The following is a 24,554-nucleotide window of genomic DNA, read 5'->3' as shown; positions in this document are numbered from 1 at the left end:
CAAGCCACTAATATACTCTTTCAAATTCTCATATATTATGATACTGTATTCTTATATATTATACGACTTCGATATCATAATATATGAGAATACAGTATCATAATATATAGAACTATAATCCCGGAAGCCGTAAAAGACTGGGACTATCGCATCAGAAAGAAACCTTTGTAAAGAAAATACGAACTAAACTAACTCCGTCAACCGGTTCATTGTAATATTTTCTTACTTTTACATGTTGAAAAGAAATAGTTATGCTTAAAATAGGACTTCTCTCAGATACCCATGCTTGGTGGGATGATAAATATGCGGAATATTTCGCAGAATGCGATGAAATATGGCACGCAGGTGATATTGGTTCGGACGGGTTGGCAGCAAAGCTAGCTGCTTTGAAACCTTTCCGGGCGGTATATGGAAACATAGACGGGCAATCGCTCCGGTTGGAATATCCCGAAGTGGCTCATTTTAAAGCGGAAGAAGTAAATGTGATGATGACGCATATAGGCGGCTATCCGGGCCGTTACAACCCGGCTATCCGCAAAGAATTGTACGATACCCGCCCGAACTTGTTCATAGCGGGTCATTCGCACATTCTGAAAGTCGCCTTCGACCAATCCCTGAATTGTTTATATATCAATCCGGGCGCAGCCGGCAAAAGCGGCTTCCATCAGGTCCGTACCCTTATCCGTTTTGTGATTGACGGCAAAAATATTAAAGACCTTGAAGTAATCGAACTGGGTATCCGATAAATACCCAGCCTACTTACCACAGCAGAAACTCTCTGCCAGTAAAATTGTGTTCTGAAGATAAGAGAATTCCTGTTCGAAATATTCACTGAATACACCGGTATGCAGGTTCTCTTCAATTTGTTTGGCTGTCCATAACTTACCGCCAGCTCGCTTACACTGGTTAAACTGCTCCTCTGTACGGAGACAGATCACGTAAAGCGATACCAGATGTTTCACCTTCTCGTTCTCGAACGTATAACGTATCAGAAAACGGGGATTTACATCCTGCTGTTCGGCGAGTTCGCCAACCGATTCACGCACCGTACTTTCAATACTGTGCCTGAACAATACATAACTATGGAAAGGGTAATCAATCGTATCCGGAGATACGAACGCATCTTTACTCCTTTTCATCAGATAAAGCATTCCGTCATGAATGACGGCAATCCGGACGATCGGATGGTAGTACTTCTTAGGCAACGTGCGGCTGACCGAACGCGCAATACAACCAATAACCTTTCCTCCCTCATTCAACACCGGTAACCACATTTCTTTCTGTAAACTACCTTGCATCAACGATAAACGTACCTGCTCATAAAGAATGACCAGAACTCCAATCAATACCCCCAGTTCCCTATAAAGGAAACGTTCCGCATGTACATTCTGCATCGTATCCGGAAGGATACTGTAAACCAGGATGACAAACAGATGTAATGTATACAAATTCTGAACCAGCTGGGCAATGAAATAGAATTCATTCAGCGTCGTACGCATTAAAGTCCGTTTATAAGTCGGGTGCTTTGAAGTCCTTATCTTCTTTAATACTGAGCGCCGGCTAAAACCGATAAACGCCAGTACTACGACCAACAGCACCTCCGTAATCAACGGAGAATAAATAAACAATACGGGCTCCAGTTTCAAGCAGAGAAAGACGGAATACAATACTAAAGTAATTGCAGAAGGCAACAATAAAAATTGATATACCTTATCCTTACTCAACACCTGATACAGAAAAATACATACAAAACAGAAGGTAACGCCGATAATGAAAGACAACAGATAAGAAAAATAATTATCCAAAAACATAAAAAGCAACAATGGCAACAGACCAACGGCTTGATTGTCTAATCCCTTCTTAACTTTGTTCATACCCTTTCCCCCTTTCTTCGCACTTTAAATATATAACAACCCACTTTGTTAAAAGTTTTGGTAATTAAACATGCTTTTCAGCGTGATAAGAGGAACGGACCAGCGGAGCGCTCTCTACCATACGAAAACCTTTTTCCAAAGCGATTGATTTATAGACATTAAACTGATCAGGGGTCACATACTCAGTTACTTGAATATTTTTTCTGGATGGTTGTAAATATTGACCAATTGTTAATACGGAAACACCTGCATCGAGCACATCGTCCATCAGACAGCATACTTCTTCGGGGGTTTCGCCCAAACCGACCATAATACCAGTCTTTGCCGTCGCACCTTGTCCGGCTATGCGGGACAGGACAGCCAGGCTGACATCGTATTTGGCTGCACTGCGAACCTGCGGGCTGATACGCCGCACGGTTTCCATATTATGCGATATAATCTCGGGAGCAGCTTCCACTACCTGATCCACCAGTTCAAGGCGTCCCTGAAAGTCAGGGATCAGGACTTCTACGGTGGTGGCCGGATTTACCTCTTTGATGGTCCGGATTGTATCCACCCAATGTTGGGCTCCCAAGTCAGGAAGATCATCGCGATCAACCGACGTTATCACTGCGTGTTTTAAGTTCATCAGGCGAATACTTTCCGCCACATTCGCCGGTTCTTTCGGGTCCAGCGGCAGCGGTTTGCCTGTTAGCGTGTTACAAAATCGACAGGAACGGGTACAGATATCGCCTGCAATCATAAACGTAGCAGTTCCCCGGCTCCAGCATTCTCCCATGTTCGGGCATTTTCCACTTGTACAAATGGTGTGCAGACAATGAGACTCAACAATGCTTTTCGTCTTTGTAAACTGTTCGTTCCCACCAAGCCGGATCTTCAACCAATCCGGCTTTCTCACATGTTCTGACATTATAAGTTATCCAATAAAAAGTTAGACATCCTGGTATACAGATGATAACGGGTATTTCCTCCGTAAATACTGTGATTACGGTCTTTATAAACCTGCATATCGAACTGTTTACCGGCTTGTACCAATGCTTCTGCATAATCCATCGTCTGCTGGAAGTGTACATTATCGTCAGCAGTTCCGTGTACCAGCAACAGCTTACCCTGTAAGTCTTTTGCCAGCCGGATGGGCGATGTTGCAGCATAGCCCGAGAAGTTTTCTTTTGGCGTACGCATAAAACGTTCGGTATATACCGAGTCATAATATTTCCAGTCTGTCGGAGGAGCGACAGCGATACCGGCCTTAAATGTACCGTTACCCACGCTCATCGACATCAATGTGTTGTATCCGCCAAAGCTCCAGCCCCAGATGGCGATGCGTTTTGCATCCACATACGGCAGTTTGCCTAAAGCCTGTGCAGCTTCCACCTGGTCTCTGGATTCCAAATCACCCATCCGCAAGTATGTACATTTGCGGAAGGCTTCACCACGTGCACCGGTTCCCCGGCCATCCACGCTGACTACGATGATTCCGTTCGCAGCCAGGTAATGTTCCCAGTCAAAACCATATTTGTCCAGTACTTGTTGCGAATTAGGACCACTATATTGTACCATCAACACCGGATATTTCTTCGATTCATCGAAATCGACCGGCTTAACGATCCAGGCATTCAACTCAATATCAGATGCTGTATGCACCTTGAAGAATTCTTTTTTAGAGAAAGATGTATTTGCCAATTTTTCTCTTAAAGCAGCATTATCCTGCAACACACGCAATACTTTTTTCGACTTTGTTTCGTTGACAGTAATCACTGCGGGAGTGTTTGCATTCGAATAATTATTGACAAAATAAGCATAGTTCGCGCTGAAGTCGGCACTGTTCGTCCCCTCTCCTTCCGACAGTTTTGTCTTTACGCCTTTCTGGTCAATCTTATAAACAGAACGACGCAACGGGCTCTCTTCGGCTGATTCATAATATACAACCTTAGTTGCATCGTCGTAACCAATCAGACGGGTTACGTCCCAGTTGCCTTTCGTTACCTGGCGTTGCATAACACCCGTCGGAGAATACAAATAAATATGGGAATAGCCATCCTGTTCGCTGACGTAAGTAAATCCGCTCGGATTGAAATGAATGGAAGTCAGCCATTCGGAATCCACATAGCATTTGTTCTCATCGCGAAGAATCAAACGGGATACGCCGCTCTTCGGATTCACATAATACATATTGAAAACATTCTGCTGACGGTTCAACGTCATGACAGCCAACTGGTCGGAATTGGTAGTAAAGGTAATTCTCGGAATATAATAATCACCTTCCACCGGCACTTTCAGTTCCTTGATATCTTTTGTCGCTACGCTGTAAGAGTGAACCGTTACTTTCGAATTCTTCTCGCCTGCTTTCGGATATTTGAAATTATAATATCCCGGATACAGTCCGTTACCCCACATCTGCATGGAATATTCCGGCACTTCGCTTTCGTCGAAACGCACATAAGTCAGATATTCACTGTCGGGCGACCAGGCCATCAGGTTAGTCACAGCGAATTCTTCTTCATATACCCAATCGGTAATGCCGTTCAGTATTTTGTTCAGTTCACCGTCTTTGGTAACCTGTACTTCCGTATCATAGTCAAACTTACGAATCCATATATTATTATCCACGACATAAGCACACATGCGTCCGTCCGGCGAATAAGTCGGAATCATCTGCTTGTTCTTCGAATCGGAAACAGGCTTTACATAGTTACGGCGCACGTCATAATCGTACACCATCGCCTTGAAAGAACGACGGTAAATCGGTTCGGTTTCCCGCCAAACAAGGATATGATGGCCGGTACTGCTGATATCGTATCCGTCAAAATCATCGAATGTGGATTCACGGGCAGTCCGGGCATTGAACAACGTGTCCACCGGATTACCTGTACGATAGGAGTATTTGATAATCATACTCCGATCTTTATTCATTGCTGTATAATGTTCTCCATCCGGCAGCGACCGCATTTCACCAATAGCAGTTACCTGACGGAACTTTCCATCTGTAATTTCTTTTAAATCGACACGTTTGCTCCCGTTCTGAGCAGATACGCTTCCAATTATCGCCAATGAAAGCAAGAAACCAACACCCAATCGTCTCATGAATACTTTTATTTTATTTTGAATAGGCTGCAAAGTTAGTATTTTATCACGGTAAACCGTTCACCATTAAAGGTAAATTATATACCGGAGCCTGGTTATCCGGGCATTTTATCATTAAATTAACCACCGGACATTGGTCATTAACCATTATAAATTACCTTTGCCCCATGGAAAACGTAAAACCTTATAATGATTTCGGAGATTTCCTGCGGAAAATATTCCCCTGTAAGGTACAGAAAATCTCTATAAATGCAGGCTTCACCTGTCCGAACCGCGATGGTTCGAAAGGATGGGGCGGCTGTACTTATTGTAATAATCAAACATTCAGTCCGGAGTATTGCCACACGGAAAAGAGTGTGACCGAACAGTTGGAAGAGGGAATCCGCTTCTTCTCCCGCAAATATCCGGAGATGAAATACCTCGCCTACTTCCAGGCTTACACCAATACATACGATGAACTCAGTTCGCTGAAAGCCAAATATGAAGAAGCGTTATCTTATCCCGGTGTAGTCGGGTTAATCGTCGGAACACGCCCGGACTGCATGCCGGATGCTTTGCTGGATTATTTCACGGCCCTTTCCCGGGAAAAGTTCGTCATGATAGAATACGGACTGGAAAGCACACTCGATAAAACGTTGCTCCGCATCAACCGCGGACATACCTATGAAGAGTCGGAAAACGCTATCCGCCGGACAGCCGGACGGGGCATTTACACCGGTGCCCACCTGATTCTGGGTTTACCGGGAGAAAGCAGGGATGAAATATTACATCATGCCGACCGGTTATCCGAATTGCCCGTAACCACTTTGAAACTGCATCAACTGCAACTGATTCGCAACACCCGCATGGCCAAAGAATATGCCGAACATCCTGAAGAGTTCCATCTTTATACGGCCGACGAATATATCGACCTGGTAATCGACTTCATAGAAAAATTAAACCCCTCTATTGTGGTAGAGAGGTTTGTATCGCAATCCCCGAAAGAGCTGTTGATCGCTCCCGACTGGGGACTTAAGAACTTCGAATTTACTGCGAAAGTAAATAAGCGTATTGCCGAAAGAAATGCACGGCAAGGACGATTATTTATTCCTTTTTCTTAGGAGCCAGTTCCCCATAGAATGTGATGTTCTGTTTGTTGACAGGCGTCACATTGATTGTCGCGGAGCCATTTGAGAACACCTGCACACTGAATGCAAAGGTATCGTCATCGCTTCGGGTACGAAACTGTATTTGAGCGGTTCCTTTCTTATTAAAAGAACATTGATAATCGGTAATTGATTCTTCGAAACGTAACCCGTCACCGCCACCATAAGGAGCCGAATAAGCCCTTCCGAAATAAGGAAGATAGGAAATAACCGAGTCACCGCGCATTTCCAAAGAGTAGGGAGACGTCAGATTGAGTGAACGTCCTCCCATGGGTATCGCACGATTTACATCTACTGTAAACCGTTTACTATCTATTAATTCTTTCACTTCATTTGCCTTCTGCTCCCGCTTTTCCTTTTTACTTTGAGCATAAAGGGATTGCCCTGCTAATAAAAGGACAATCCCTAATAACCAGAATAACCTAACATTCTTCATAACCTTAAATAAATAACACACATTTTGCTTCTATATATAAGACAATCAGAACAGACCAAAGGTTTACCTTCCGTTCGTTAAATTAACACAACAAACGGTTAACAAAACATTACTGTTATATTCTATCATCAATTAAAAACCAAAGCACTTGCGTATGTCCGTCAACTTTACGTAATTTGTCTACTCATTTTTCTGAATCAGATTAAACAAATTTATGGAGAAAAAACATCAGTATCAAGGCTTAACCAAACAAGAAGTAGAAGAAAGCAGGCGCCTTCACGGCGAAAATATCCTCACTCCACCAGAGAAAGCCTCTCTCTGGAGTCAATTCCTCGAAAAGTTTAATGATCCGATCATCAAGATCCTGCTGGTAGCATGGCTGTTATCAATGATCATTGCCGGCGTACATTGCTGGGGACCGGAAGCGAAAGGGTTTACCGCTTTCCTGGAGCCGATCGGTATATTCTTTGCCATCATGCTGGCATCCTGTGTCGGCTTTTTCTTCGAACTGAAGGCCAACAAAGCATTCGATGTGCTGAATACCGTCAATGACGATACGCTGGTCAAAGTGATTCGCGAAGGAAATATCTGCCAGGTAACCAAAAAAGAAGTCGTTGTCGGCGACATCGTCGTACTGGAAACCGGAGAGGAGATTCCTGCCGACGGTCATTTGCTGGAAGCTATATCTTTGCAAATCAACGAATCGACACTGACCGGGGAACCAATTATCAGTAAAACAACCAACGAAGCCGAATTCGATCCTGAAGCGACCTATCCGTCCAATATGGTCATGCGGGGAACAACTGTTGTCGACGGGCATGGAGCCATGAAAGTCGAACTGGTGGGAGACGCTACCGGATATGGTAAAGTATATGAAGGTTCGCAGATTGAAAGCGACATAGAGACTCCGCTCCAGATACAGCTGAAAGGGCTTGCCGCCGTAATCAGTAAAGGAGGGTATACGGTTGCCGGGCTTACTTTTATTGCCTTGCTGATCAAATTATTACTCGGTTCATCGGGTATGCCGGTCATGGATCTGATCTCCCATATACTGAATATCTTCATGATAGCAGTAACCCTGATCGTAGTTTCCGTTCCTGAAGGCTTGCCGATGAGCGTAACCCTCAGCCTTGCCCTGAGTATGAACCGCATGCTCAAGACAAACAACCTGGTCCGCAAAATGCATGCCTGCGAAACGATGGGGGCGACTACGGTTATCTGTACCGACAAAACCGGTACGCTGACACAAAACCAAATGCAGGTTTACCAGACCAATTTCTACAATCTCAAAGACCAGAAACTGGGAAACGATGAACTAAGCAACCTTATTAAGGAAGGTATTTCCGTTAACTCGACCGCCTTCCTCGACTTCTCGGAAGAGAAAGTAAAGACATTAGGTAATCCTACCGAAGCAGCTTTATTGCTTTGGCTGAACAGCCAGCAACAAAACTACCTGACATTAAGGGAAGAAGCGCCGGTCATGGACCAGCTGACCTTCTCGACCGAACGGAAATATATGGCGACAGTCGTTAAGTCGCCGTTATTGGGTAAAAAAGTGCTGTACGTAAAAGGGGCACCGGAAATTGTACTGGCAAACAGCCAACGTGTAGCCATTGACAATACTTATAAACCGGTAGATGCCTGCAAGGCCGATATTGAAAAACAACTGCTGGATTACCAGAATCAGGCAATGCGTACACTCGGTTTTGCTTATCAGATTATTGAAGACGGACAGGACGAATCGTTCTTTGTCAATGGCCGCCTACATAATACCGACCTGACCTATCTGGGAATCGTTGCGATCTCCGACCCTGTCCGTGCAGATGTTCCGGCCGCCGTACAAAGCTGTCTGAATGCTGGTATTGATGTAAAGATCGTAACCGGTGATACTCCTGGTACCGCCCGTGAGATTGGCCGTCAGATCGGAACCTGGAAACCGGAAGATACCGACCGCAACATCATCACAGGTCCGGGCTTTGAAGCACTGACCGACGAAGAAGTGCTCGACCGGGTACTGGATCTGAAAATCATGTGCCGCGCCCGTCCTACCGACAAACAACGCCTGGTGCAGTTATTACAGAAGAAAGGTGCCGTAGTTGCCGTAACCGGCGACGGAACCAACGATGCTCCGGCCCTGAAAGCCGCCCAGGTGGGTCTTTCCATGGGTGACGGAACCTCTGTTGCCAAAGAAGCCAGCGACATCACGATCCTGGATAACTCCTTCGGAAGTATCACACGTGCCGTAATGTGGGGACGTTCCTTGTATCGTAATATCCAGAAGTTTCTCTTATTCCAGTTAACCATCAACGTGGCAGCCTGTCTGATCGTGCTGCTGGGTTCGCTGTTCGGGACCGAATCACCGCTTACCATCACACAGATGTTATGGGTAAACCTGATCATGGATACATTTGCCGCCGGAGCATTGGCCTCCCTCCCCCCTAACGAACGGGTTATGAAGGATAAACCCCGCCGGAGCGGAAAAGATGGCGATTTTATCATCACCCGGCCGATGGCATACAATATCTTCGGAGTAGGTATTGCTTTCGTGCTGATCCTAATGGGAGTATTGTATTATTTCCATGCACAGACTGGACTGACGCCGCATGACTTGTCGTGGTTCTTCAGCTTCTTTGTAATGCTTCAGTTCTGGAATATGTTCAATGCCAAGGCATTTATGGAAGGCCGTTCAGCATTCGCTAACCTGAAAGAGAGTAAGAGCTTCCTGTTTGTAGCCCTGCTTATCCTTATCGGTCAGTATCTGATCGTTACGTTTGGCGGAGAGATGTTCAATGTGGTTCCTTTGTCTTTAAAAGACTGGGGTATCATTATCGGTTCCAGCTCGCTGGTTCTCTGGATAGGTGAAATTGCACGAGGCATCAGCCGGCTTACTAAGAAGTAAGCCGGAATAAACAAATTCTGAGAATAACTTGCTGAGCTTGATTATAATATTTACATTTGCTCAAATAGAAAACAAAAAGATATATGGAAATAGAAATAAAGCACGGAACAGAGACAGTAATCTGTCTTTCCGGACAGCTGGATACACTCAGTTCGCCCGATCTGGAAAAAGAGATTACCAATATACTTGAAGGTAATGCGCAAAACGTGGTGCTTGACGGTGGAAAACTCACATATATCAGCAGTGCCGGACTTCGCTTGCTTCTCATTCTGCAAAAAAAGATGGGCCAGAAAGGCGGAACATTTGTATTGAGGAATATCCAGGACAGCATTATGGAGATATTCAAAATAACAGGTTTCTCTTCTTTTCTTACCATTGAATAACAAGATTCAAACTCCGGTAGAATGACCAGCACACTACACATTAAGAATAATCCGGAACAACTTGCGCTCCTGTATGATTTTCTGGAAATACAGGCCAAGAGTTGCGGAATTGACACAGCACTGCTGATGCAGATAAAGCTGGCGATGGATGAGGCTGTAACAAATGTTATTCAATATGCATATCCCGGTATGGAAGGAGATATAGGCATTGATATGGGGTGCGACGACGGACTATTGAAAATAGTCATAACCGACAACGGCATCCCATTTAACCCTTTGGAAACGCGGGAGCCGGATATTACACTTCCATTGGAAGAACGCCCGATCGGCGGACTAGGCATCTTTTTGGTAAAACAACTGATGACAGATGTCAGATACGACCGTTCCGAAGGAAAGAATAGATTAACAATGACCAAAGAAATTCAGTAATATGGCCGACTTCGATATAAAAGAGATAGCTTCCCTCAAAAGACAGCTGCGCATCATAGAAAAACTGACGCTGGCAGGTTGGATACTCATCATTGCGGGTTTCTACTATGGCTGGGACACAGTTCCCGGCATCATGCTGGTCGTGCAGATCGTTCTTTATATATTAAAAGGACGCCTACGGAAGAAGCTGAAACAAAAAGAATATCTGGCCAAAATAGTGGAAGAACGTACCATCGAACTCCGTATCCAGCGGGATCAGGTACTGAAAGAATCCGAAAAGTTGTCGCAAGCGCTGGATGCCCTTGCCAAGGCACAGGACGAACTGGTTCGAAAAGAGAAACTGGCTACTGTAGGGCAACTTACACAAGGGTTGGTGGACCGTATCCTGAATCCGGTGAACTACATCAATAACTTTGCCGGCCTGTCGGCGAACCTGATCAAAGACCTGAAAGACAACATCACGAACGAGCAATCTGTCATGACGAAAGAAATCTATGAAGACAGCATCGAAATACTCGACATGATAGAAGGCAACCTGCAAAAGATCAATGAACATGGTTGCAACACCGTCCGCATTGTCAAAGCGATGGAAGATTTGTTGAAAGACCGGCACGGCGATGTGACTTCGACCGACCTGTGCGACCTGTGCAAAGTAAACGTCGATGTCCTTAACAAGCTATTCAAAAAAGAAATTGAAGAAAATCAGATACAGATACATATAGAATGCCCCGAAAAGCCTGTTATGGCTGAAATTAATATCGAACAAATGAACAAGGCGCTGGGCAGCATTCTTAAAAACAGTATTTATGCATTGCTCCGTAAACTGCAAAAACAAAGTTTCTCTCCTTTTATCACTATAAAACTGGAAGAAAGAAGCAACAATACTGTATTTATCAGTATCTATGACAACGGGATCGGTATCGAAGACAGTATCAAGGACAAGATATTCGAACCATTCTTTACAACCAAACCTTCTGCCGAAGCAGCCGGTGTCGGGTTGTATCTCTGCCGTGAAGTTATCCTCAACCACCAGGGTTCGATCCTGGCGAAAAGCGAAAAGGATAGCTATACAGAATTCTTAATTACAATTCCTATCAGTCAAAAAAGGATTAACAATGAATGAGAACACCCAAAAAGAAATTGAGAAGCTGAGGAAACAGATCAGCCAACAGGAGAAGATGGCTTCACTCGGATTATTGAGTGCCGGCATTGCACATGAGATACAGAATCCTCTTAATTTCGTGATCAATTTCAGCAAAGTTTCGCAGAAGTTACTAAAGGATATGCAGGAAGTCCTGGATGAACTCGGAGACGCATTACCGGAAGACTCAGTCGAAGAGATCAAAGAGATCATGTCTGACCTGGAAAGTAATATGAACAAGATAGAGGAGAACGGCAACCGGGCTTCGGGAATTGTGCGTGGCATCCTGCTTTATTCACGCGGCAAAGACGACGAATATATCCCGACCGACCTGCATCAGCTGACCAAAGAATATGTATGGCTTTCTTACCATGCAGTCAAGGCAAACAACAAAAGTTTCAATGTCGCGATACAGGAAGAGTATGCCGTCGACCTGCCATTAGTAAAAGTTATTCCGCAGGATTTCAGCCGCGCCATACTCAACCTGATGAACAATGCCTGCTACGCCGTATTCAGCAAGTCGAAAGAGATAGCCGATGCGACCTATCAGCCAACCATCAGGATATGCCTGAAAAAAGAGGGTGACCGTATAAACCTGAGCATAGAAGACAACGGACAAGGAATTTCGGAAGAGACAAAAAAGAAACTCTATACGCCTTTCTTCACGACAAAACCGATCGGTGAAGGCACCGGTCTCGGATTGTCGATCACTAAATCGATTATCGAACAAAAACATAACGGTACGATCGGAATGGATTCACGCCCCGGCGAATATACCCGTTTTACTATTTCTATTCCTATCCAACAATAACAGAGACAAAAGTCATGGCTATAAAAATATTAAGTGTAGACGATGAATTAGACCTGGAAAGGTTGCTTACCCAATATTTCCGTCGCAAGATAAAGAAAGGAGAATATGAATTCTATTTTGCGCACAACGGACTGGAAGCACTTCAACTGATGCTTGTCCAACCGGATTTCGATGTGATACTAAGTGACATCAATATGCCGGAAATGGACGGACTGACCTTGCTTGCCAAAATCAACGAAATGCAAAATCCGGCTCTAAAATGCATCATGGTTTCAGCCTACGGAGATATGGACAATATCCGTAGTGCCATGAACCAGGGAGCATTCGACTTCACGACCAAACCGATCAATCTGGAAGACCTGGAACGTACGATCGAAAAAGCAGCCGAACAAATATCATTCATCAAAAAAGCACAGCAGGAGCATTCGCAACTGGAATCCATCCGTAACGACCTTCACATCGCCCAGGAGATTCAGCAAACGATCCTGCCGAAAACATTTCCTCCGTTTCCCGAACTGAAAACGTTCGATATCTATGCCTATATGAATGCGGCAAAATATGTGGGAGGCGACTTCTACGATTTCTTCCGCATAGATCAGGACCGTTTGGGATTTGTTATTGCAGACGTTGCCGGCAAAGGTGTCCCGGCTGCCATCTTTATGGCGATCAGCCGGACTGTCATCCGGACAATTGCACTGACGGAAAACTCGGCAGCCATGTGCATGCAACGCTCAAATACGTTCCTTTGCCAGGAGAACGTTAATGAAATGTTCGTAACAGCGTTTTACGGAATACTGAACCTGAATACCGGTCTTGTAACCTATTGTAATGCCGGTCATAATCCACCGGTTCTAATGAAGGCAGATAACACGGTTGTATCAGTCCCGCTCACAAACGACTTTATATTGGGCGGCGTAGAAAACATGACTTATCACGAAAAGACTTTGCAGTTATCGCCCGGCGACAACCTGCTGCTCTATACGGACGGAATAACAGAAGCGATGAATACCTGCCACGAACAGTACAGCGAAAAACGTTTGCTGGAAAACTGCCGGGAGTTGATCGGAAAGAGCCCCAAAGAAATTGTAGACAGAATAACGGAAACAGTAGGAAAATTCGTTGTAGGAGCCGTACAATCGGATGATATCACCTTGTTGTCTATTACCTATCAGGGATAAAAGACTTCCACAGAATAGTAAAAAGGAGATGCCCCGGTCGGAACATCTCCTTTTTTATATACATTATATATATGTACTTATTTCAGTAAAGCATCACGGATACCCATGATCTCTGCATTAGCAGCTCTGGCATCCTGGATAGTTCCGACTTTTTCCTTCAACGGGCTGATAGTTGTACCCAGCTGTTGCAGGTCTGGATAATAAGAAGCCAGGTCGGCTACTACTTCTTCCAGCATAGTCACACGTTTCAGCATATTATCAGAAAGTCCGGCAGATGTAGCATCCCCTTTAATAACCAATGTCGGGTTAGCAAGCAGACAAGCATATTCAGCAGAAGAGGCACCTAAGATTTCAATCTGTACATCAATCTTGTTTTCGGCAGCCATCTTGTCGATGATCTTATCTTCCTGTGCATTCATGAAAGCCTGCAACTGTTCTTTGGTTGCATCTTTCGGAGCTTCCTCTTTCAGTATATCGAGTACAAAAGAAACATTCAGGTCTGTAGCCAGTTTTACAATGGCTCCTTCTACTTCTGCTGTAGGCTGACCGATCGCTTTCAACACATTGTAATCAGCCATATACATACCGAGTGCACGCGCTTTTTGTGTAGCAGTACTTAGTTCAGCAGCTTTAGCAACAGGCAGCATATAAGTTAAATCACCCACTTTTACCTGAACTTCACCGCTGGACAAACGATAAGGAATTTCTGACTCCGGCATATCAGCCAGGAATTTAACAGTTTCCTGTTTTACTTCTTCAGTTAACAAATCTTTCGGCGCTTTACCTGCTATAACGGCAGCTTCTTCCGTCTTTTCGGCTTCATTTGATTTTTTAGCTCCGTTGCAGGAAATCATGCCCACCATTAATGCGGCTATTGCAAGCACGCTTAATACACTCTTTTTCATGTTACTTTATTTAATAATTTATATTCCAGCTTTTTTATTCTTCTCTCAGGAAACGTCCCGGAAACTCTGCGAATATAGCGATAATAGCTAATAATGCAAAGAAACCTATAATCAATAAATTAAAATTATAGGTAGAAATTAACATACTGCCCAGTTTTTTCTCATAAGAATAGAAAGGAGCCCTGCCAAACGGATTATCCGGAACAATATAAATCTGACCGACGGCCGGATAAATGCGATGCCCGTGCTCTTTATAAAAGTTACGGCCACCGGCTCCCATAACCAGGTCTTCGATAGCCGAATTATGATACTTTTTCTTCTGTTCAGTTACCCATTCAGCCCCTTTTTCGCGTATATCCTTTTCCTGTACCTGATCCAGATAGGCCGTAAAGTTATGAGCGCGTTCGTGCAACGCTGAATCTACCTTATCCAGATACGACAAGTAAGTTTCACCTTCATTGCGGGAAGCGATACGGGCGGCACGTCCCAATACGGCAAGTTCATTTTCTACCGTCAGACGTTTGTCCGGATCATCTTTTCCCTCCAGTTGTTCAGCCAGGCGACGCACTTCTTTCGAATGTATATTTTCATAATACTGCGCCAGATATTTTTCCCTCTCTATCGGGAAGTAAGCCTGATTGTAAGCATTATTGGCAAATTGCTCTACCATCAAGGCCTCGAAAGCCCAACGCGAAGGGATAATATCACCGATCAACGGGACCTTATTTTCCTTTGAAGCACTGGTATTCAAATCATCAAACTTGATAACCAATCCGCAAAGCAATATCTGCGGGATCAACAAAAGAGGAATAGTTATATAGATCGCAACGACAGAGTTCATCAACTGTGACAAAATCAGTCCCGTCAGATTGGCTAGGAAAGAGGTTGCCCAAAGGATACTCCACCAAACACCAAACATCTCCCATCCTACTCCTATGATCGTATTTCCCACTAAAATAAAAAGTAAGGACTGAAGTCCGGATACCCCCAGCAGGTAAACCATTTTAGATGTAAGATAGCTGCTACGGCTTAACCGGAGGAAATGTTCCCGCTTCAGGACAGGCCGGTCTTTTATAATCTCTTCGGCACTTATACTCAACCCCATAAAGGTAACCACAATAACCGACATAAAGATATAGGACACAAAATTCTTGTTAGCCAGCAAAGTATATTCGTCACCATCGACATACCGGGTAAGCAAGGCAACGATCAGCGCCAACAGCGGAGCTTCAAGCAACGTAATTGCCAGATATTGCTTATTAACCAGTTTTGTCCGGATATTCCGTTCCAGGAAAATACAAAACTGTTTGAACCAGGTCGGTTTTTTCTGCTTGCTGTCAGGCAGTTCCTTCTCCTCAACCGGTGTATAGGACGGACGCGACGAAATATATTTCTCGTGCCATTCTTCAGGTGTAAACTTCCGGATGTTCGTCTGGTTTCCGGAGTCGTTGATCTTCTTCGAGTCGATAATATTCAGAATCAGTTCCGGATTCACATTCCCGCAGGTACTGCAAACGCTGATATCCGGATCGGTATATTTCGCAGCTTGTTTGAAATAAATAATCGCTTCGATCGGATTTCCGTCATAAATGGGATAACCTCCCCGGTCCAGTAACCAGAGACGGTCGAATAATTTATAGATTTCAGACGATGGCTGGTGTATATTGACAACGACCAGCTTCCCCCGGTGCGTCTGTTCTTTCAGCAACATGATAACCTTCTCGGAGTCGGATGAAGATAAACCGGAAGTCGGCTCGTCCAAATACAGGATAGCCGGTTCACGGATCAGTTCAAGGGCTATATTCAACCGTTTCCGCTGTCCCCCGCTGATCGTTTTACGGATGGGGGAACCGACTTCCAGGTCTTTTATCCCTTCCAGATCCAATTCTTTCAATACATTTTCGACCCGCGCTTTGATTTCCTGATCCGAAAGACGGGCAAAACAGAGACGTGCCGTGAACCAGAGGTTCTGATACACAGTAAGTTCTTCTATCAACAAGTCGTCCTGCGGAACAAAACCGATCAACTGACGGGCTTCGGGGGCATCCAACGGGTAGCCGTTCACCGTAATACTACCCTCATTGGGACGGATATTCCCGTTCATGATACCCAACAAAGTAGATTTACCGACTCCGCTTCCTCCCATTATCGCGACCAACTGGCCCGATTCCAGGTTAAAAGAAAAGTTATGCAAACCGTTGGTACTATTCTTAAAAGTAAAATTCAAATCTCTACCGTTCAGAAATATAGCTTCCTTCCGTTCATTCTTATTATATACGGTCAGCAGATCACTGTAATAAACCGGAAGAAACAACGGTCCTTTCAACACACTACTATGCTGCCAGGCATAAAAGATACCCGGCGACAAAGGAATATCGTTCATGAAAACGACACCTGAGCCATAGTAAGTAAAGATTTGCTTGTCAAACCGCCGGATAAAGAGTACACGAATAAAACCGTCCATCCCTTTACGGGTGATACGATTCCCTATGGCGGCATCCTCTCCACTGATAGTCAATAAAGAAGAAGAGGGTTTTCCGGTAATAAAAGCAAGTATATCGTCAAACTCTTCTTGCGGAATAGCAAAAATATCAGCCACCAGATGAAAGAGTGGCAAATGATTTTCAAACTCTTCCGAGTTCGAATAGGCGAACTCCACAAAGCGGACCAGAAGAAGCAGCTGTTCTTCCGCCACCAGCTTCACCTTCATCTGTTCACAGATATTGCGGATCACATTCTCCTTATCTACAGGAAAAAGCGGATCATCGTACATGCTGCGCAACTCACTGTATAACTCAATATACTCTTTATGGGAACGGACACCGAAATGACTGGACAAATAGAAATGAACTGCACGGCTCGCCTGTTGTTCTTCGATACGTACAGCCGAAGCAAAAACAGCAAACAGATTCAACAAACCGTTCAGAATGGTCTCATTCATATATTCACAGATAATAAAGAATTATCTTACAAAGATAAAATTAAAAATATGAAACAAAGAAAAAACTTACACTAATCCCCCAAAATATCCGAATATATAAACAATTATATTTCTTATAAAAGAAAGAATGTTATTTGTTTTTATTCCTTTTTATAGAACAATAAAACAATTCTCAAAAATATTCTTCAGTTTTCTTAAGACTATCAACCCAAAAATATTCTCATACTGTTTTCTAAAAGAAACAAGAACTAAATACATAAAAGTTTAACTTATATAGAAATGGTATGAAAACAAAAAGTAACACAGTAAAGAAATCCACTCCCATATTGGAGAACAGGAAGAGATTTGGAAATAATAAATTCATTCAAGGTCTGATTGTATTTGTTGGAATCGGATTATATTTCTTTTCACGCAAATCAAAAGTTAAGATCAAGCATACACTTTTATTAGCTACAATTTGCTTGTTTAGTTTTCTTTCGTTGTCATGCAGCAATAAAAAACAAAATAAGATCGATATAAACAAAGCCTTGGATAATGCCATAGAAAAAGTGGAACACGAGGCAGACAAATTAAAAAACACTTTGTATGAAACTAAGAAAGAAAACCGAAAGGGAACAGATAAGATAAAACATAAAGTAGAAAAAATATAAAAATAAAAAACTTATTACAATGGACTTACATTCAGGATTACCCTATTGGATAATTAAAAATCCTCTATTTGATTATTTTAATCCTTTGAAAAAGGATCTGGAAACGGATATAGTAATTATTGGTGCCGGTATTACCGGTGCTCTCATGGCACACGAACTATGCCGAACGGGACTGAAATGTTGCGTTGTGGACAAACGGAGTATTGCCACAGGAAGTTCTGCTGCCAGTACGGCATTACTACAATACGAAATTGATGTTCCGCTTTGCCGAATGGTAAAACAAATCGGTGAAAAAAAAGCGGTAACTGCTTACCGTTCTTGCCTTCAATCGATATCAGATATTGAGGCTGTTTTAAAAGAAACAGGAATTGATGCCGATTTTGAATGGCTACCCAGCATTTTCTATGCCAGTAATGAAAAAGGCGTGAAACTTATCGAACGTGAATATAAAATACGCAAACAACACAGACTTCCAACAAAACTATTAAACAAGGAAGAACTTTATAGGAAATATAAACTGAAAACCTATGCGGGAGCGTTACTCAATGATCAATCAGCACAGATTGATGCCTATAAAGCAGCGACACAACTCCTCTGGTATCACATGCAAAAAAATCATTTACAGATATTCACCCACACAGAAGTAACGTCATGTAAAGAAATATCTGAAGGCTGTCGACTGAAAACAAAGGAAGGCTCAATCATTCAATGCAAATATGTAATCATCGCGGCCGGTTTTGAAGCAGAAGAGTTTCTACCCAAGAAAGTAATGAAGTTAACTTCTACTTACGCGCTTATCTCTCACCCTATCAACCGTAAAGACTTATGGACGAAACATTGCCTCATCTGGGAAACTGAAGAACCTTATATATATGTAAGGACTAGCGGTAACCGCATTATCATAGGAGGAGAGGATGAAGAATTCAACGATCCAGAAGCAAGGGATGAACTGCTTCGAAAAAAAACGGAAATACTTGAAAAGAAATTTCACAAGCTATTACCTTCTGTACCTTTCAAAACAGAAATGGCTTGGTGCGGTACATTCAGTACAACAAAAGACGGACTTCCTTTTATTGGAACATGGCCGGGAACGAAACATATATTTTTCGATCTAGGATACGGTGGTAATGGTATCACATTCAGTATGATTGGTGCACAGATCATACGTAATACCCTACAAGGAATAAAGGACGAACGCAAAGATATATTTGGTTTCGAACGTATCCTCTAAACGCCACAAACCAATATCTAACAAATAAGAGAAGGAGGAACAGAGATCACTCTCATTCCTCCTAAAATAATGTCAAATCATCTGGAAAAATTTACATTTTTCACTTAGTGGTTTAACCACACCGGAAATCTGCTCCTACCATAAAAATCATAAAATAACAATCCTACCCAACTGGTAAAGACTATCAATATAACAGCTATCAGCCTTTTTCTTCTAGGAGCATTAAGATTCCAGATTCTAAGTGCAGCTTTTAAAGCCAAAACCAAGCCTATAAACCATATTGCTAAATAAACCATACCTGTTCCACACTTTTTATATTAGAACAATTCAAGTTCAACATGTTATTAAACGTATTCACCAAAAATTCCTACATTTCCCTACTTAACCATAATAGACTCTATTGGTTGCTGTTTACTTCTGTCCAAAGGTTTTGCATGATATTGAACAGAAGAAAAATCTATCGTGTTCAGATCTATACTCCGGATTGCGCTATTATACATCGTACGGAAATAAACTATACGATTTTGCATATCAGTAACTGAAGTCCATTGCGTTGTACTTGGTATATCGGCTACAACTTCTCCCGTAGCAACTTCTATTCCTATCGGAATATCAAAACTATTTAATATCTGAAAAGCCTGAAAAACCACATCTAGAGCCGTTTTCTGTCTGGGTGCCGAAGTCTGATAAAAAGCTGCACGTACAAAACGGGATGGCGGAGTCACATCACCCGGTATTCCCAGAAAACCGCTTCCAGAACCAAAAGGAGACAAACGGAGTACTCCTAAAGATTGCCCTGGTGCCGCCCCAGGAAACAAATTCACATAGTTATTAAGATTGGTCAATTGCCAGTCAAACCCAGGAGAATTAGTCAAGACTCCCAATGTATTTTCATAAAAACGAGGTTCTCCTCCTATTATTTCAAGCACAAGCTGACGCCCCGAAATATCGGCAAATCTCCAATGAACTGTTGAAATTTGGGGATCTAAACTGATAATCCTAACCTTACTTATAGCCTCTTTTATATCATCTACACTTGCACACTCCCCCAACAACCAAGAGACTAACTGAAGATCGGAGATACTTATATCTCTTTTAGAAGCTTCATATTTTTCATATTCTCCATATTTCGGAAAATAAAACAATCCGGCAGACAGCCCAACTTCATTCAAACCTTCTGCTATAAACTCCTTCTGTTCTACTGCAAATCCGACATAACCGTATCTGGCTTTAAAAGTCATACCATTAATGCCATCTGGTGTGTACGATATAGCTTGATAGCCACGTGGAACCACCACGTATTGGCTATTCAAATTACCTCCTCCCCATTCTATCGTGCGTGCCACTATTGTTGTTCCACTTTCACTTTTCAAAGTAATTCCCGTACACGCATTTGTTTTCAATGGGAACTTAAATATTAAAGCCATACCAAGAAACAATAAAAATAATCTTGTTCTCATACTATTTATTTTTGATTTTTATAAAGAAAACCAATACCAGCAATCAACGGGAGCGCATCTTCACAGATACGTCCCGTCTACTTAAAGAGAGATTTTATTTAATGATAATTTAGCAGATATATCATATATCGATTCTTTCCTGTGTTTTTCTGCTTCCGTATGCACCGGCCAAACAACACAAAACAGCTCCAATCAACAGGGCAAAGAAAGATATAAGAGCTGATCGCGCGGCAGCATCCGCAGCTTTATCCGCAGCTTCTAATGTATTCTGTTTCACTTCCTGCCATTCTTGGGTCGCTTTCTCCAAACTTTGTTCCAGATTCCGGATTTGTTTGTCTGCTTCGGTTGATGCCTTACGCATAATTTCCGTATACTGCTTGATCGCTTTATCGGCTTCAGCTTTTGACATATTGGTATTATTTGCCAAGGCTTTGGCCAAGTCATTACGATCTATACTTTTAGCCCAATTATTCGTTTGTTCTTTCAAACGGGTAAGAAAGTTTTTAAAAATTTCATCTGCATCTTCAGGAGAAGCAATCGCTTTCTTCACAGATTTTCCTAAGTCGGTCTTTACATTTTCAAGTTGCTTCTGCAAATAATCGGGTTGCAACTCTTTCACTTTGCTTTTTGCAAGCACCGCACGGATATCCTTCGGAATCTCTCCATCTTTCAAATCTACTTTAAAATCAATTCCACCGAATAATTCTTTCGCTTGATCCGAAAGTGCAGAAACTCCACTACCGACAATCGAGCCAGTTCCGGAAATAACCCCTCCTGCAACCGACGATGCAGCTCCTAATGCATTCATAGTTAACCTCGCAGCTCCAACAGTAAGTAAAACGCCGAAAAATGCCCCGACAATAAGTGTCGTGCCCCAAACCAGGAAGCCATGTATCAAACCATCTACTCCTGCTAATTTACCGGCTACGAAACCACCTGCAATCATGCTGACAATCAAAGCGACAGCAGTACCTATACCAACCGTAGTCCCAATACCCGAAACCGGATTATCTGCAAATGGGTCAAACATAAACAATCCGATACTGGAGCCTAATACCGACAATAAAATAGAAACAGCCAGCACTGTCACCACACCACCAAATACACTACCCCAGGAAACTCTTTTTTTCAATTCATCCCAATTATTTAAACGTGTCATAATGCTTAAATTTTAATCAATTACTCTGTTCTTAAAAATATAGAGACCATCTCCTAAACACATTACGGGATGGTCTCATCCTTATTCGTTATTGTTCTACGTAAAGAATCACGGCGCGATTCCATTCCGGTTTATCGAAAGGAGGTTCCTTATCGCCAACCCATTCCACAATAACCCTATCGCGATTGATATTATAATCACTAATCAATATCCGGGCAACATTTTGTGCTCTTTCCGCAGAAAGCTTTTCGTTGATCTGGCTTGTTCCGGTTTTACGGTCCGTATAACCGATCACACGTACCTTAAACTGAGGATTATCTTTCAGATATTGTGCAATATTATAAATATTAACTCCCTGATAAGGATCTACCTTTGTTTGGTTGATTTTAAAGAGAACTACATTATTAATTAACGGATTTTCTTCAAATTCAACCACTTTCTCAGTAATAACCTCAGGTTCCGGACAATCCGGGCAATCTATAGGACGTTTTGCCAATTCCTGATTCTGAGCATACAATTCATTAATACGACTGTTCAACTCATCAATCTCCTGCGGATTCCTCAACTCGGCTTCCGAAAAAGTTGCCGACTTACCCACATTAAAGATCAGACCAGCCGAAGCAGTTCCCAAAATATCGTAGTTACCACTACTCTTGACCTGATTAAATTCGCTTTTCACAGCCGTTGCAGCAAACTCAATAGAAAGAGTCACCCGGTCTGACAATTTAAAATTATTAACAATACCAGCATTGAGAGTCATACCGTTTACACGAGTATGTCCGCCGGCATAAGCCGGTTGATTTGCATAGTCCCATCCAAAAGCCCATCCGAATCCTACGTATGGCACAAAGCTATACACGCGTTTGGAATTATACTTCATAAAATAATCAGTCATACTCCACATTAAATCCGCCTGTACACTCGCATATCTGTTACGCGACATAATAGTCGCATTGTCATTAAACGTATGCAGATTCGTCAGCCCCGCACCCTTGATACGAGTGCCCAAATAAGGATTAATCCATTTACCAAACTGAATTTCCGGCGCGACAGTGAAACGATGAAAAAAGTCGGCATCACTATTCCTGTCACCGAAATATATATTAGCACCTGCACCAGCCCCAATGAACCAATGGTCCCAGAAACCATTATTGATAAAAGTTGCTTTACGAGCCGGTTCCAAACTTTGACCTTCTTTTGTTTGGGCAAAAGAGGTTTGTATGATGCTAAAAAGCACCATAATAAACAAATACTTTTTCATGATTGGATTATTTTTGTGATGAAAAAAAATCGGGATCAGAAGCGATATCCCCAACCAAATGCAATTACAGAAGAATTGTCTTTACCAAAGACATATTTATATTCGACGTTAAGAAAGTTGCGCGGGTTAAGATTATAAGTCAATCCACCTCCCACATTAAAACCGAAATTAGTAGAACTATGAGAATCTAAAGTAACTTCTCCATCTTCTCCTTTTACAGTTCGTTTACCCTGAAAATTATTCTGTAAGTTAAACCCCGCCAAAGGATAAAGCGACAAGTGATCTTCTTTCAGATTAAATACATAGTGAGCATTAACATCTACATCCAATCCTGTTGTTTTATCCTTTGGAAAAAAGAACATCAGATCCGGTGCCAAACGCACATGATCCGTCAAATTATAACGTCCTTGAGCGCCCAACATTACTCGTTTAAAATCTGTCTGATAACCAAAATTTCCCAACAGTGAAAATTCTCCTTTTTGGGCAAATACACCAAGGGATGTTATCATCAAAAATGCTATAAAAAGAATCTTTTTCATTTGAATAGTTTTTTTAATTATACACTTAAATACATCTAAAACAATACTAAAACACCTATTTTATTATTCAATTCGCCATAATTTTATTCCTTAATACATTATTCAGAAAATAATATATTATTTCAATAAATAATGCATGTTTATTAAAATAACAATGGCATTTTTTATTTTGTTTTCTCTGGTAATATTATAATTTCGTGTTCTAAGATTTTTTCAGATTCATTAGTAGTTGGTTTTTTACTAATAAAAGACATGAACAAAAAAATAACCCTCTTTCACAAGAGGGCTATCCCTAGATTACATTATACCAATGGAAAAGTAGATAAATAAGAGTCATTCAATCTCCGGCCTGTCGCCGCCTGTTCCGGGATTTTGCTGTTCGCCTACATACACGGCTACCATGCGTGGCGTAACATAGAAACCAAAACAATAACCTGCGGCTTCTTCCGGTACAGTAGTCTCGATGCGGTTATTCGTACGCGTAACCACAGTCAAGTCTGTCACTTTGTGTTCGTCCGATTCTTTATCGGTTGTCCCATAAACAACTTGTACCGATCCATTACCTCCAAGTTGTGAGCCTTCCAATACGACCTTGTCATCTTTCTGGATGGCAAATGTATGATCACCTGTACTTCGCACAACTCCTGCCACCGTAACCAGCGAAGCTATAGCCAGCAGCCGACTCGCTCTGGGTCAGAAACACCGGTGCACTTTGCAGATTAGCACTCATAAAACGATTGAAATCAGACACATCCTTACTTCTTCTTCCTTTACGCTTCTTTTCGAAGCTTTCCTTAAGCAATCCGTGAAACGCCCTATACATCGCGACGATATTAGGGAATTTAATACGTTGGTTCACTTGGAGAGCAGTTTTGGGATTCGTCATTTTTTGAATACGTCCCATCATTACCTGCTTTCCTTCCAGGATGCGGTAAGTCAAATTGCCAGCCGATCCGCTAATCTTTGTCATGATCCATTACCGAGTGCCATAACAGTAAAATTAAGAGATCTGGAGTCTCGCCTACTTG

General features: G+C 42.5%; 23 protein-coding genes. 10 read left to right on the top strand and 13 right to left on the bottom strand.

Features of this window, described 5'->3' with window-relative positions; translation table 11 throughout:
• The first annotated feature begins 251 nt into the window (after window positions 1-251).
• The gene (locus tag DWW91_RS04765; protein WP_007654533.1) at window positions 252-746 is read left to right on the top strand and encodes a metallophosphoesterase; all 495 of its coding nucleotides are present in this window, start codon (window positions 252-254) and stop codon (window positions 744-746) included.
• A gap of 9 nt (window positions 747-755) precedes the next feature.
• Here the strand turns inward: DWW91_RS04765 and DWW91_RS04760 are convergent, their stop codons facing one another.
• The 3 genes from DWW91_RS04760 to DWW91_RS04750 all read right to left on the bottom strand — a co-directional run bounded on the left by DWW91_RS04760 (window position 756) and on the right by DWW91_RS04750 (window position 4,958).
• A complete protein-coding gene (locus tag DWW91_RS04760) occupies window positions 756-1,874 on the bottom strand; it encodes a hypothetical protein (RefSeq protein ID WP_007654535.1) in 1,119 nt (372 codons plus the stop codon).
• 64 nt (window positions 1,875-1,938) lie between these two features.
• Window positions 1,939-2,784 carry a lipoyl synthase gene (gene lipA / locus DWW91_RS04755; RefSeq protein ID WP_007654536.1) on the bottom strand — a complete coding sequence of 282 codons (846 nt, stop codon included), beginning with the start codon at window positions 2,782-2,784 and terminating at the stop codon, window positions 1,939-1,941.
• Window positions 2,784-4,958, bottom strand: a complete 2,175-nt coding sequence (locus DWW91_RS04750; protein WP_010802136.1) for a S9 family peptidase — start codon at window positions 4,956-4,958, stop codon at window positions 2,784-2,786. Before DWW91_RS04750 ends, lipA begins: the two co-directional genes overlap by 1 nt.
• 167 nt (window positions 4,959-5,125) lie before the next feature.
• Between DWW91_RS04750 and DWW91_RS04745 the strand changes: the two genes are divergently transcribed.
• Window positions 5,126-6,058 (top strand): TIGR01212 family radical SAM protein, encoded by a 933-nt coding sequence (locus DWW91_RS04745; protein ID WP_010802135.1) that lies wholly within the window; start codon window positions 5,126-5,128, stop codon window positions 6,056-6,058.
• Here the strand turns inward: DWW91_RS04745 and DWW91_RS04740 are convergent.
• Window positions 6,042-6,539 carry a DUF4251 domain-containing protein gene (locus DWW91_RS04740; RefSeq protein ID WP_122327116.1) on the bottom strand — a complete coding sequence of 166 codons (498 nt, stop codon included), beginning with the start codon at window positions 6,537-6,539 and terminating at the stop codon, window positions 6,042-6,044. The two genes, DWW91_RS04745 and DWW91_RS04740, sit on opposite strands and share 17 nt — an antisense overlap.
• Window positions 6,540-6,753: 214 nt before the next feature.
• On the opposite strand from DWW91_RS04740, the gene DWW91_RS04735 reads away from it, so the two are divergent.
• The 6 genes from DWW91_RS04735 to DWW91_RS04710 all read left to right on the top strand — a co-directional run bounded on the left by DWW91_RS04735 (window position 6,754) and on the right by DWW91_RS04710 (window position 13,380).
• Complete coding sequence (locus tag DWW91_RS04735) at window positions 6,754-9,438, top strand: calcium-translocating P-type ATPase, PMCA-type (protein ID WP_122327115.1); 2,685 nt, start codon at window positions 6,754-6,756, stop codon at window positions 9,436-9,438.
• 83 nt (window positions 9,439-9,521) lie between these two features.
• On the top strand, window positions 9,522-9,821 hold the full coding sequence (locus DWW91_RS04730; RefSeq protein ID WP_007654542.1) for an STAS domain-containing protein: 300 nt from the start codon (window positions 9,522-9,524) through the stop codon (window positions 9,819-9,821).
• 21 nt (window positions 9,822-9,842) lie between these two features.
• The gene (locus tag DWW91_RS04725) at window positions 9,843-10,250 is read left to right on the top strand and encodes an ATP-binding protein (RefSeq protein WP_007654549.1); all 408 of its coding nucleotides are present in this window, start codon (window positions 9,843-9,845) and stop codon (window positions 10,248-10,250) included.
• 1 nt (window position 10,251) lies between these two features.
• Window positions 10,252-11,373 (top strand): sensor histidine kinase, encoded by a 1,122-nt coding sequence (locus DWW91_RS04720; protein ID WP_122327114.1) that lies wholly within the window; start codon window positions 10,252-10,254, stop codon window positions 11,371-11,373.
• Window positions 11,366-12,202 carry a sensor histidine kinase gene (locus DWW91_RS04715; protein WP_122327113.1) on the top strand — a complete coding sequence of 279 codons (837 nt, stop codon included), beginning with the start codon at window positions 11,366-11,368 and terminating at the stop codon, window positions 12,200-12,202. Before DWW91_RS04720 ends, DWW91_RS04715 begins: the two co-directional genes overlap by 8 nt.
• Before the next feature lie 14 nt (window positions 12,203-12,216).
• Window positions 12,217-13,380, top strand: coding sequence for a PP2C family protein-serine/threonine phosphatase (locus tag DWW91_RS04710; RefSeq protein ID WP_046145236.1), 1,164 nt, complete (start codon window positions 12,217-12,219; stop codon window positions 13,378-13,380).
• Between the two features lie 77 nt (window positions 13,381-13,457).
• Here the strand turns inward: DWW91_RS04710 and DWW91_RS04705 are convergent, their stop codons facing one another.
• Together DWW91_RS04705 and DWW91_RS04700 are read right to left on the bottom strand one after the other, a co-directional pair.
• On the bottom strand, window positions 13,458-14,285 hold the full coding sequence (locus DWW91_RS04705; RefSeq protein WP_007654557.1) for a hypothetical protein: 828 nt from the start codon (window positions 14,283-14,285) through the stop codon (window positions 13,458-13,460).
• Window positions 14,286-14,319: 34 nt separating this feature from the next.
• Window positions 14,320-17,226, bottom strand: coding sequence for an ATP-binding cassette domain-containing protein (locus DWW91_RS04700; RefSeq protein WP_122327112.1), 2,907 nt, complete (start codon window positions 17,224-17,226; stop codon window positions 14,320-14,322).
• Between the two features lie 284 nt (window positions 17,227-17,510).
• On the opposite strand from DWW91_RS04700, the gene DWW91_RS04695 reads away from it, so the two are divergent.
• Together DWW91_RS04695 and DWW91_RS04690 are read left to right on the top strand one after the other, a co-directional pair.
• A complete protein-coding gene (locus DWW91_RS04695) occupies window positions 17,511-17,876 on the top strand; it encodes a hypothetical protein (RefSeq protein WP_046145239.1) in 366 nt (121 codons plus the stop codon).
• 19 nt (window positions 17,877-17,895) lie between these two features.
• Window positions 17,896-19,107 carry an FAD-binding oxidoreductase gene (locus DWW91_RS04690; protein WP_122327111.1) on the top strand — a complete coding sequence of 404 codons (1,212 nt, stop codon included), beginning with the start codon at window positions 17,896-17,898 and terminating at the stop codon, window positions 19,105-19,107.
• Between the two features lie 104 nt (window positions 19,108-19,211).
• Here the strand turns inward: DWW91_RS04690 and DWW91_RS27985 are convergent, their stop codons facing one another.
• The 7 genes from DWW91_RS27985 to DWW91_RS04655 form a co-directional block, all read right to left on the bottom strand.
• Window positions 19,212-19,403: a hypothetical protein gene (locus DWW91_RS27985; RefSeq protein ID WP_007654568.1), complete on the bottom strand. Its 192-nt coding sequence runs from the start codon at window positions 19,401-19,403 to the stop codon at window positions 19,212-19,214.
• Window positions 19,404-19,484: 81 nt separating this feature from the next.
• Window positions 19,485-20,567, bottom strand: a complete 1,083-nt coding sequence (locus DWW91_RS04680) for a linear amide C-N hydrolase (RefSeq protein ID WP_122327110.1) — start codon at window positions 20,565-20,567, stop codon at window positions 19,485-19,487.
• A 121-nt stretch (window positions 20,568-20,688) separates the two neighbouring features.
• Window positions 20,689-21,726, bottom strand: a complete 1,038-nt coding sequence (locus DWW91_RS04675; RefSeq protein ID WP_007654570.1) for a hypothetical protein — start codon at window positions 21,724-21,726, stop codon at window positions 20,689-20,691.
• A gap of 88 nt (window positions 21,727-21,814) precedes the next feature.
• Window positions 21,815-22,987, bottom strand: a complete 1,173-nt coding sequence (locus DWW91_RS04670; protein WP_010802125.1) for an OmpA family protein — start codon at window positions 22,985-22,987, stop codon at window positions 21,815-21,817.
• Between the two features lie 35 nt (window positions 22,988-23,022).
• Window positions 23,023-23,526 (bottom strand): outer membrane protein, encoded by a 504-nt coding sequence (locus DWW91_RS04665; RefSeq protein WP_122327109.1) that lies wholly within the window; start codon window positions 23,524-23,526, stop codon window positions 23,023-23,025.
• 333 nt (window positions 23,527-23,859) lie between these two features.
• Complete coding sequence (locus tag DWW91_RS04660; protein WP_122327108.1) at window positions 23,860-24,165, bottom strand: hypothetical protein; 306 nt, start codon at window positions 24,163-24,165, stop codon at window positions 23,860-23,862.
• Window positions 24,149-24,496, bottom strand: coding sequence for a DUF6266 family protein (locus tag DWW91_RS04655; protein ID WP_122327107.1), 348 nt, complete (start codon window positions 24,494-24,496; stop codon window positions 24,149-24,151). The genes DWW91_RS04660 and DWW91_RS04655 overlap by 17 nt, the downstream gene beginning before the upstream one ends.
• Window positions 24,497-24,554: the final 58 nt, after the last annotated feature.

Source organism: Parabacteroides sp. AF17-3, assembly GCF_003635445.1.
Taxonomy (GTDB): domain Bacteria; phylum Bacteroidota; class Bacteroidia; order Bacteroidales; family Tannerellaceae; genus Parabacteroides; species Parabacteroides goldsteinii.
The sequence above is the reverse complement of the archived record's forward strand: the minus strand, read 5'-3'. Positions and strand labels throughout refer to the sequence as shown.

Bases quoted from the DNA above. Each gene is read 5' to 3' on its own strand.
- DWW91_RS04715 (WP_122327113.1), top strand. From the start codon at position 11,366: ATGAATGAGAACACCCAAAAAGAAATTGAGAAGCTGAGGAAACAGATC.
- DWW91_RS04740 (WP_122327116.1), bottom strand. From the start codon at position 6,539: ATGAAGAATGTTAGGTTATTCTGGTTATTAGGGATTGTCCTTTTATTA.
- DWW91_RS04655 (WP_122327107.1), bottom strand. From the start codon at position 24,496: ATGACAAAGATTAGCGGATCGGCTGGCAATTTGACTTACCGCATCCTG.
- DWW91_RS04725 (WP_007654549.1), top strand. From the start codon at position 9,843: ATGACCAGCACACTACACATTAAGAATAATCCGGAACAACTTGCGCTC.
- DWW91_RS04670 (WP_010802125.1), bottom strand. From the start codon at position 22,987: ATGAAAAAGTATTTGTTTATTATGGTGCTTTTTAGCATCATACAAACC.
- DWW91_RS04720 (WP_122327114.1), top strand. From the start codon at position 10,252: ATGGCCGACTTCGATATAAAAGAGATAGCTTCCCTCAAAAGACAGCTG.
- lipA (WP_007654536.1), bottom strand. From the start codon at position 2,784: ATGTCAGAACATGTGAGAAAGCCGGATTGGTTGAAGATCCGGCTTGGT.
- DWW91_RS27985 (WP_007654568.1), bottom strand. From the start codon at position 19,403: ATGGTTTATTTAGCAATATGGTTTATAGGCTTGGTTTTGGCTTTAAAA.
- DWW91_RS04700 (WP_122327112.1), bottom strand. From the start codon at position 17,226: ATGAATGAGACCATTCTGAACGGTTTGTTGAATCTGTTTGCTGTTTTT.
- DWW91_RS04710 (WP_046145236.1), top strand. From the start codon at position 12,217: ATGGCTATAAAAATATTAAGTGTAGACGATGAATTAGACCTGGAAAGG.
- DWW91_RS04675 (WP_007654570.1), bottom strand. From the start codon at position 21,726: ATGACACGTTTAAATAATTGGGATGAATTGAAAAAAAGAGTTTCCTGG.
- DWW91_RS04750 (WP_010802136.1), bottom strand. From the start codon at position 4,958: ATGAGACGATTGGGTGTTGGTTTCTTGCTTTCATTGGCGATAATTGGA.
- DWW91_RS04690 (WP_122327111.1), top strand. From the start codon at position 17,896: ATGGACTTACATTCAGGATTACCCTATTGGATAATTAAAAATCCTCTA.
- DWW91_RS04735 (WP_122327115.1), top strand. From the start codon at position 6,754: ATGGAGAAAAAACATCAGTATCAAGGCTTAACCAAACAAGAAGTAGAA.
- DWW91_RS04745 (WP_010802135.1), top strand. From the start codon at position 5,126: ATGGAAAACGTAAAACCTTATAATGATTTCGGAGATTTCCTGCGGAAA.
- DWW91_RS04730 (WP_007654542.1), top strand. From the start codon at position 9,522: ATGGAAATAGAAATAAAGCACGGAACAGAGACAGTAATCTGTCTTTCC.
- DWW91_RS04665 (WP_122327109.1), bottom strand. From the start codon at position 23,526: ATGAAAAAGATTCTTTTTATAGCATTTTTGATGATAACATCCCTTGGT.
- DWW91_RS04760 (WP_007654535.1), bottom strand. From the start codon at position 1,874: ATGAACAAAGTTAAGAAGGGATTAGACAATCAAGCCGTTGGTCTGTTG.
- DWW91_RS04680 (WP_122327110.1), bottom strand. From the start codon at position 20,567: ATGAGAACAAGATTATTTTTATTGTTTCTTGGTATGGCTTTAATATTT.
- DWW91_RS04765 (WP_007654533.1), top strand. From the start codon at position 252: ATGCTTAAAATAGGACTTCTCTCAGATACCCATGCTTGGTGGGATGAT.
- DWW91_RS04705 (WP_007654557.1), bottom strand. From the start codon at position 14,285: ATGAAAAAGAGTGTATTAAGCGTGCTTGCAATAGCCGCATTAATGGTG.
- DWW91_RS04695 (WP_046145239.1), top strand. From the start codon at position 17,511: ATGAAAACAAAAAGTAACACAGTAAAGAAATCCACTCCCATATTGGAG.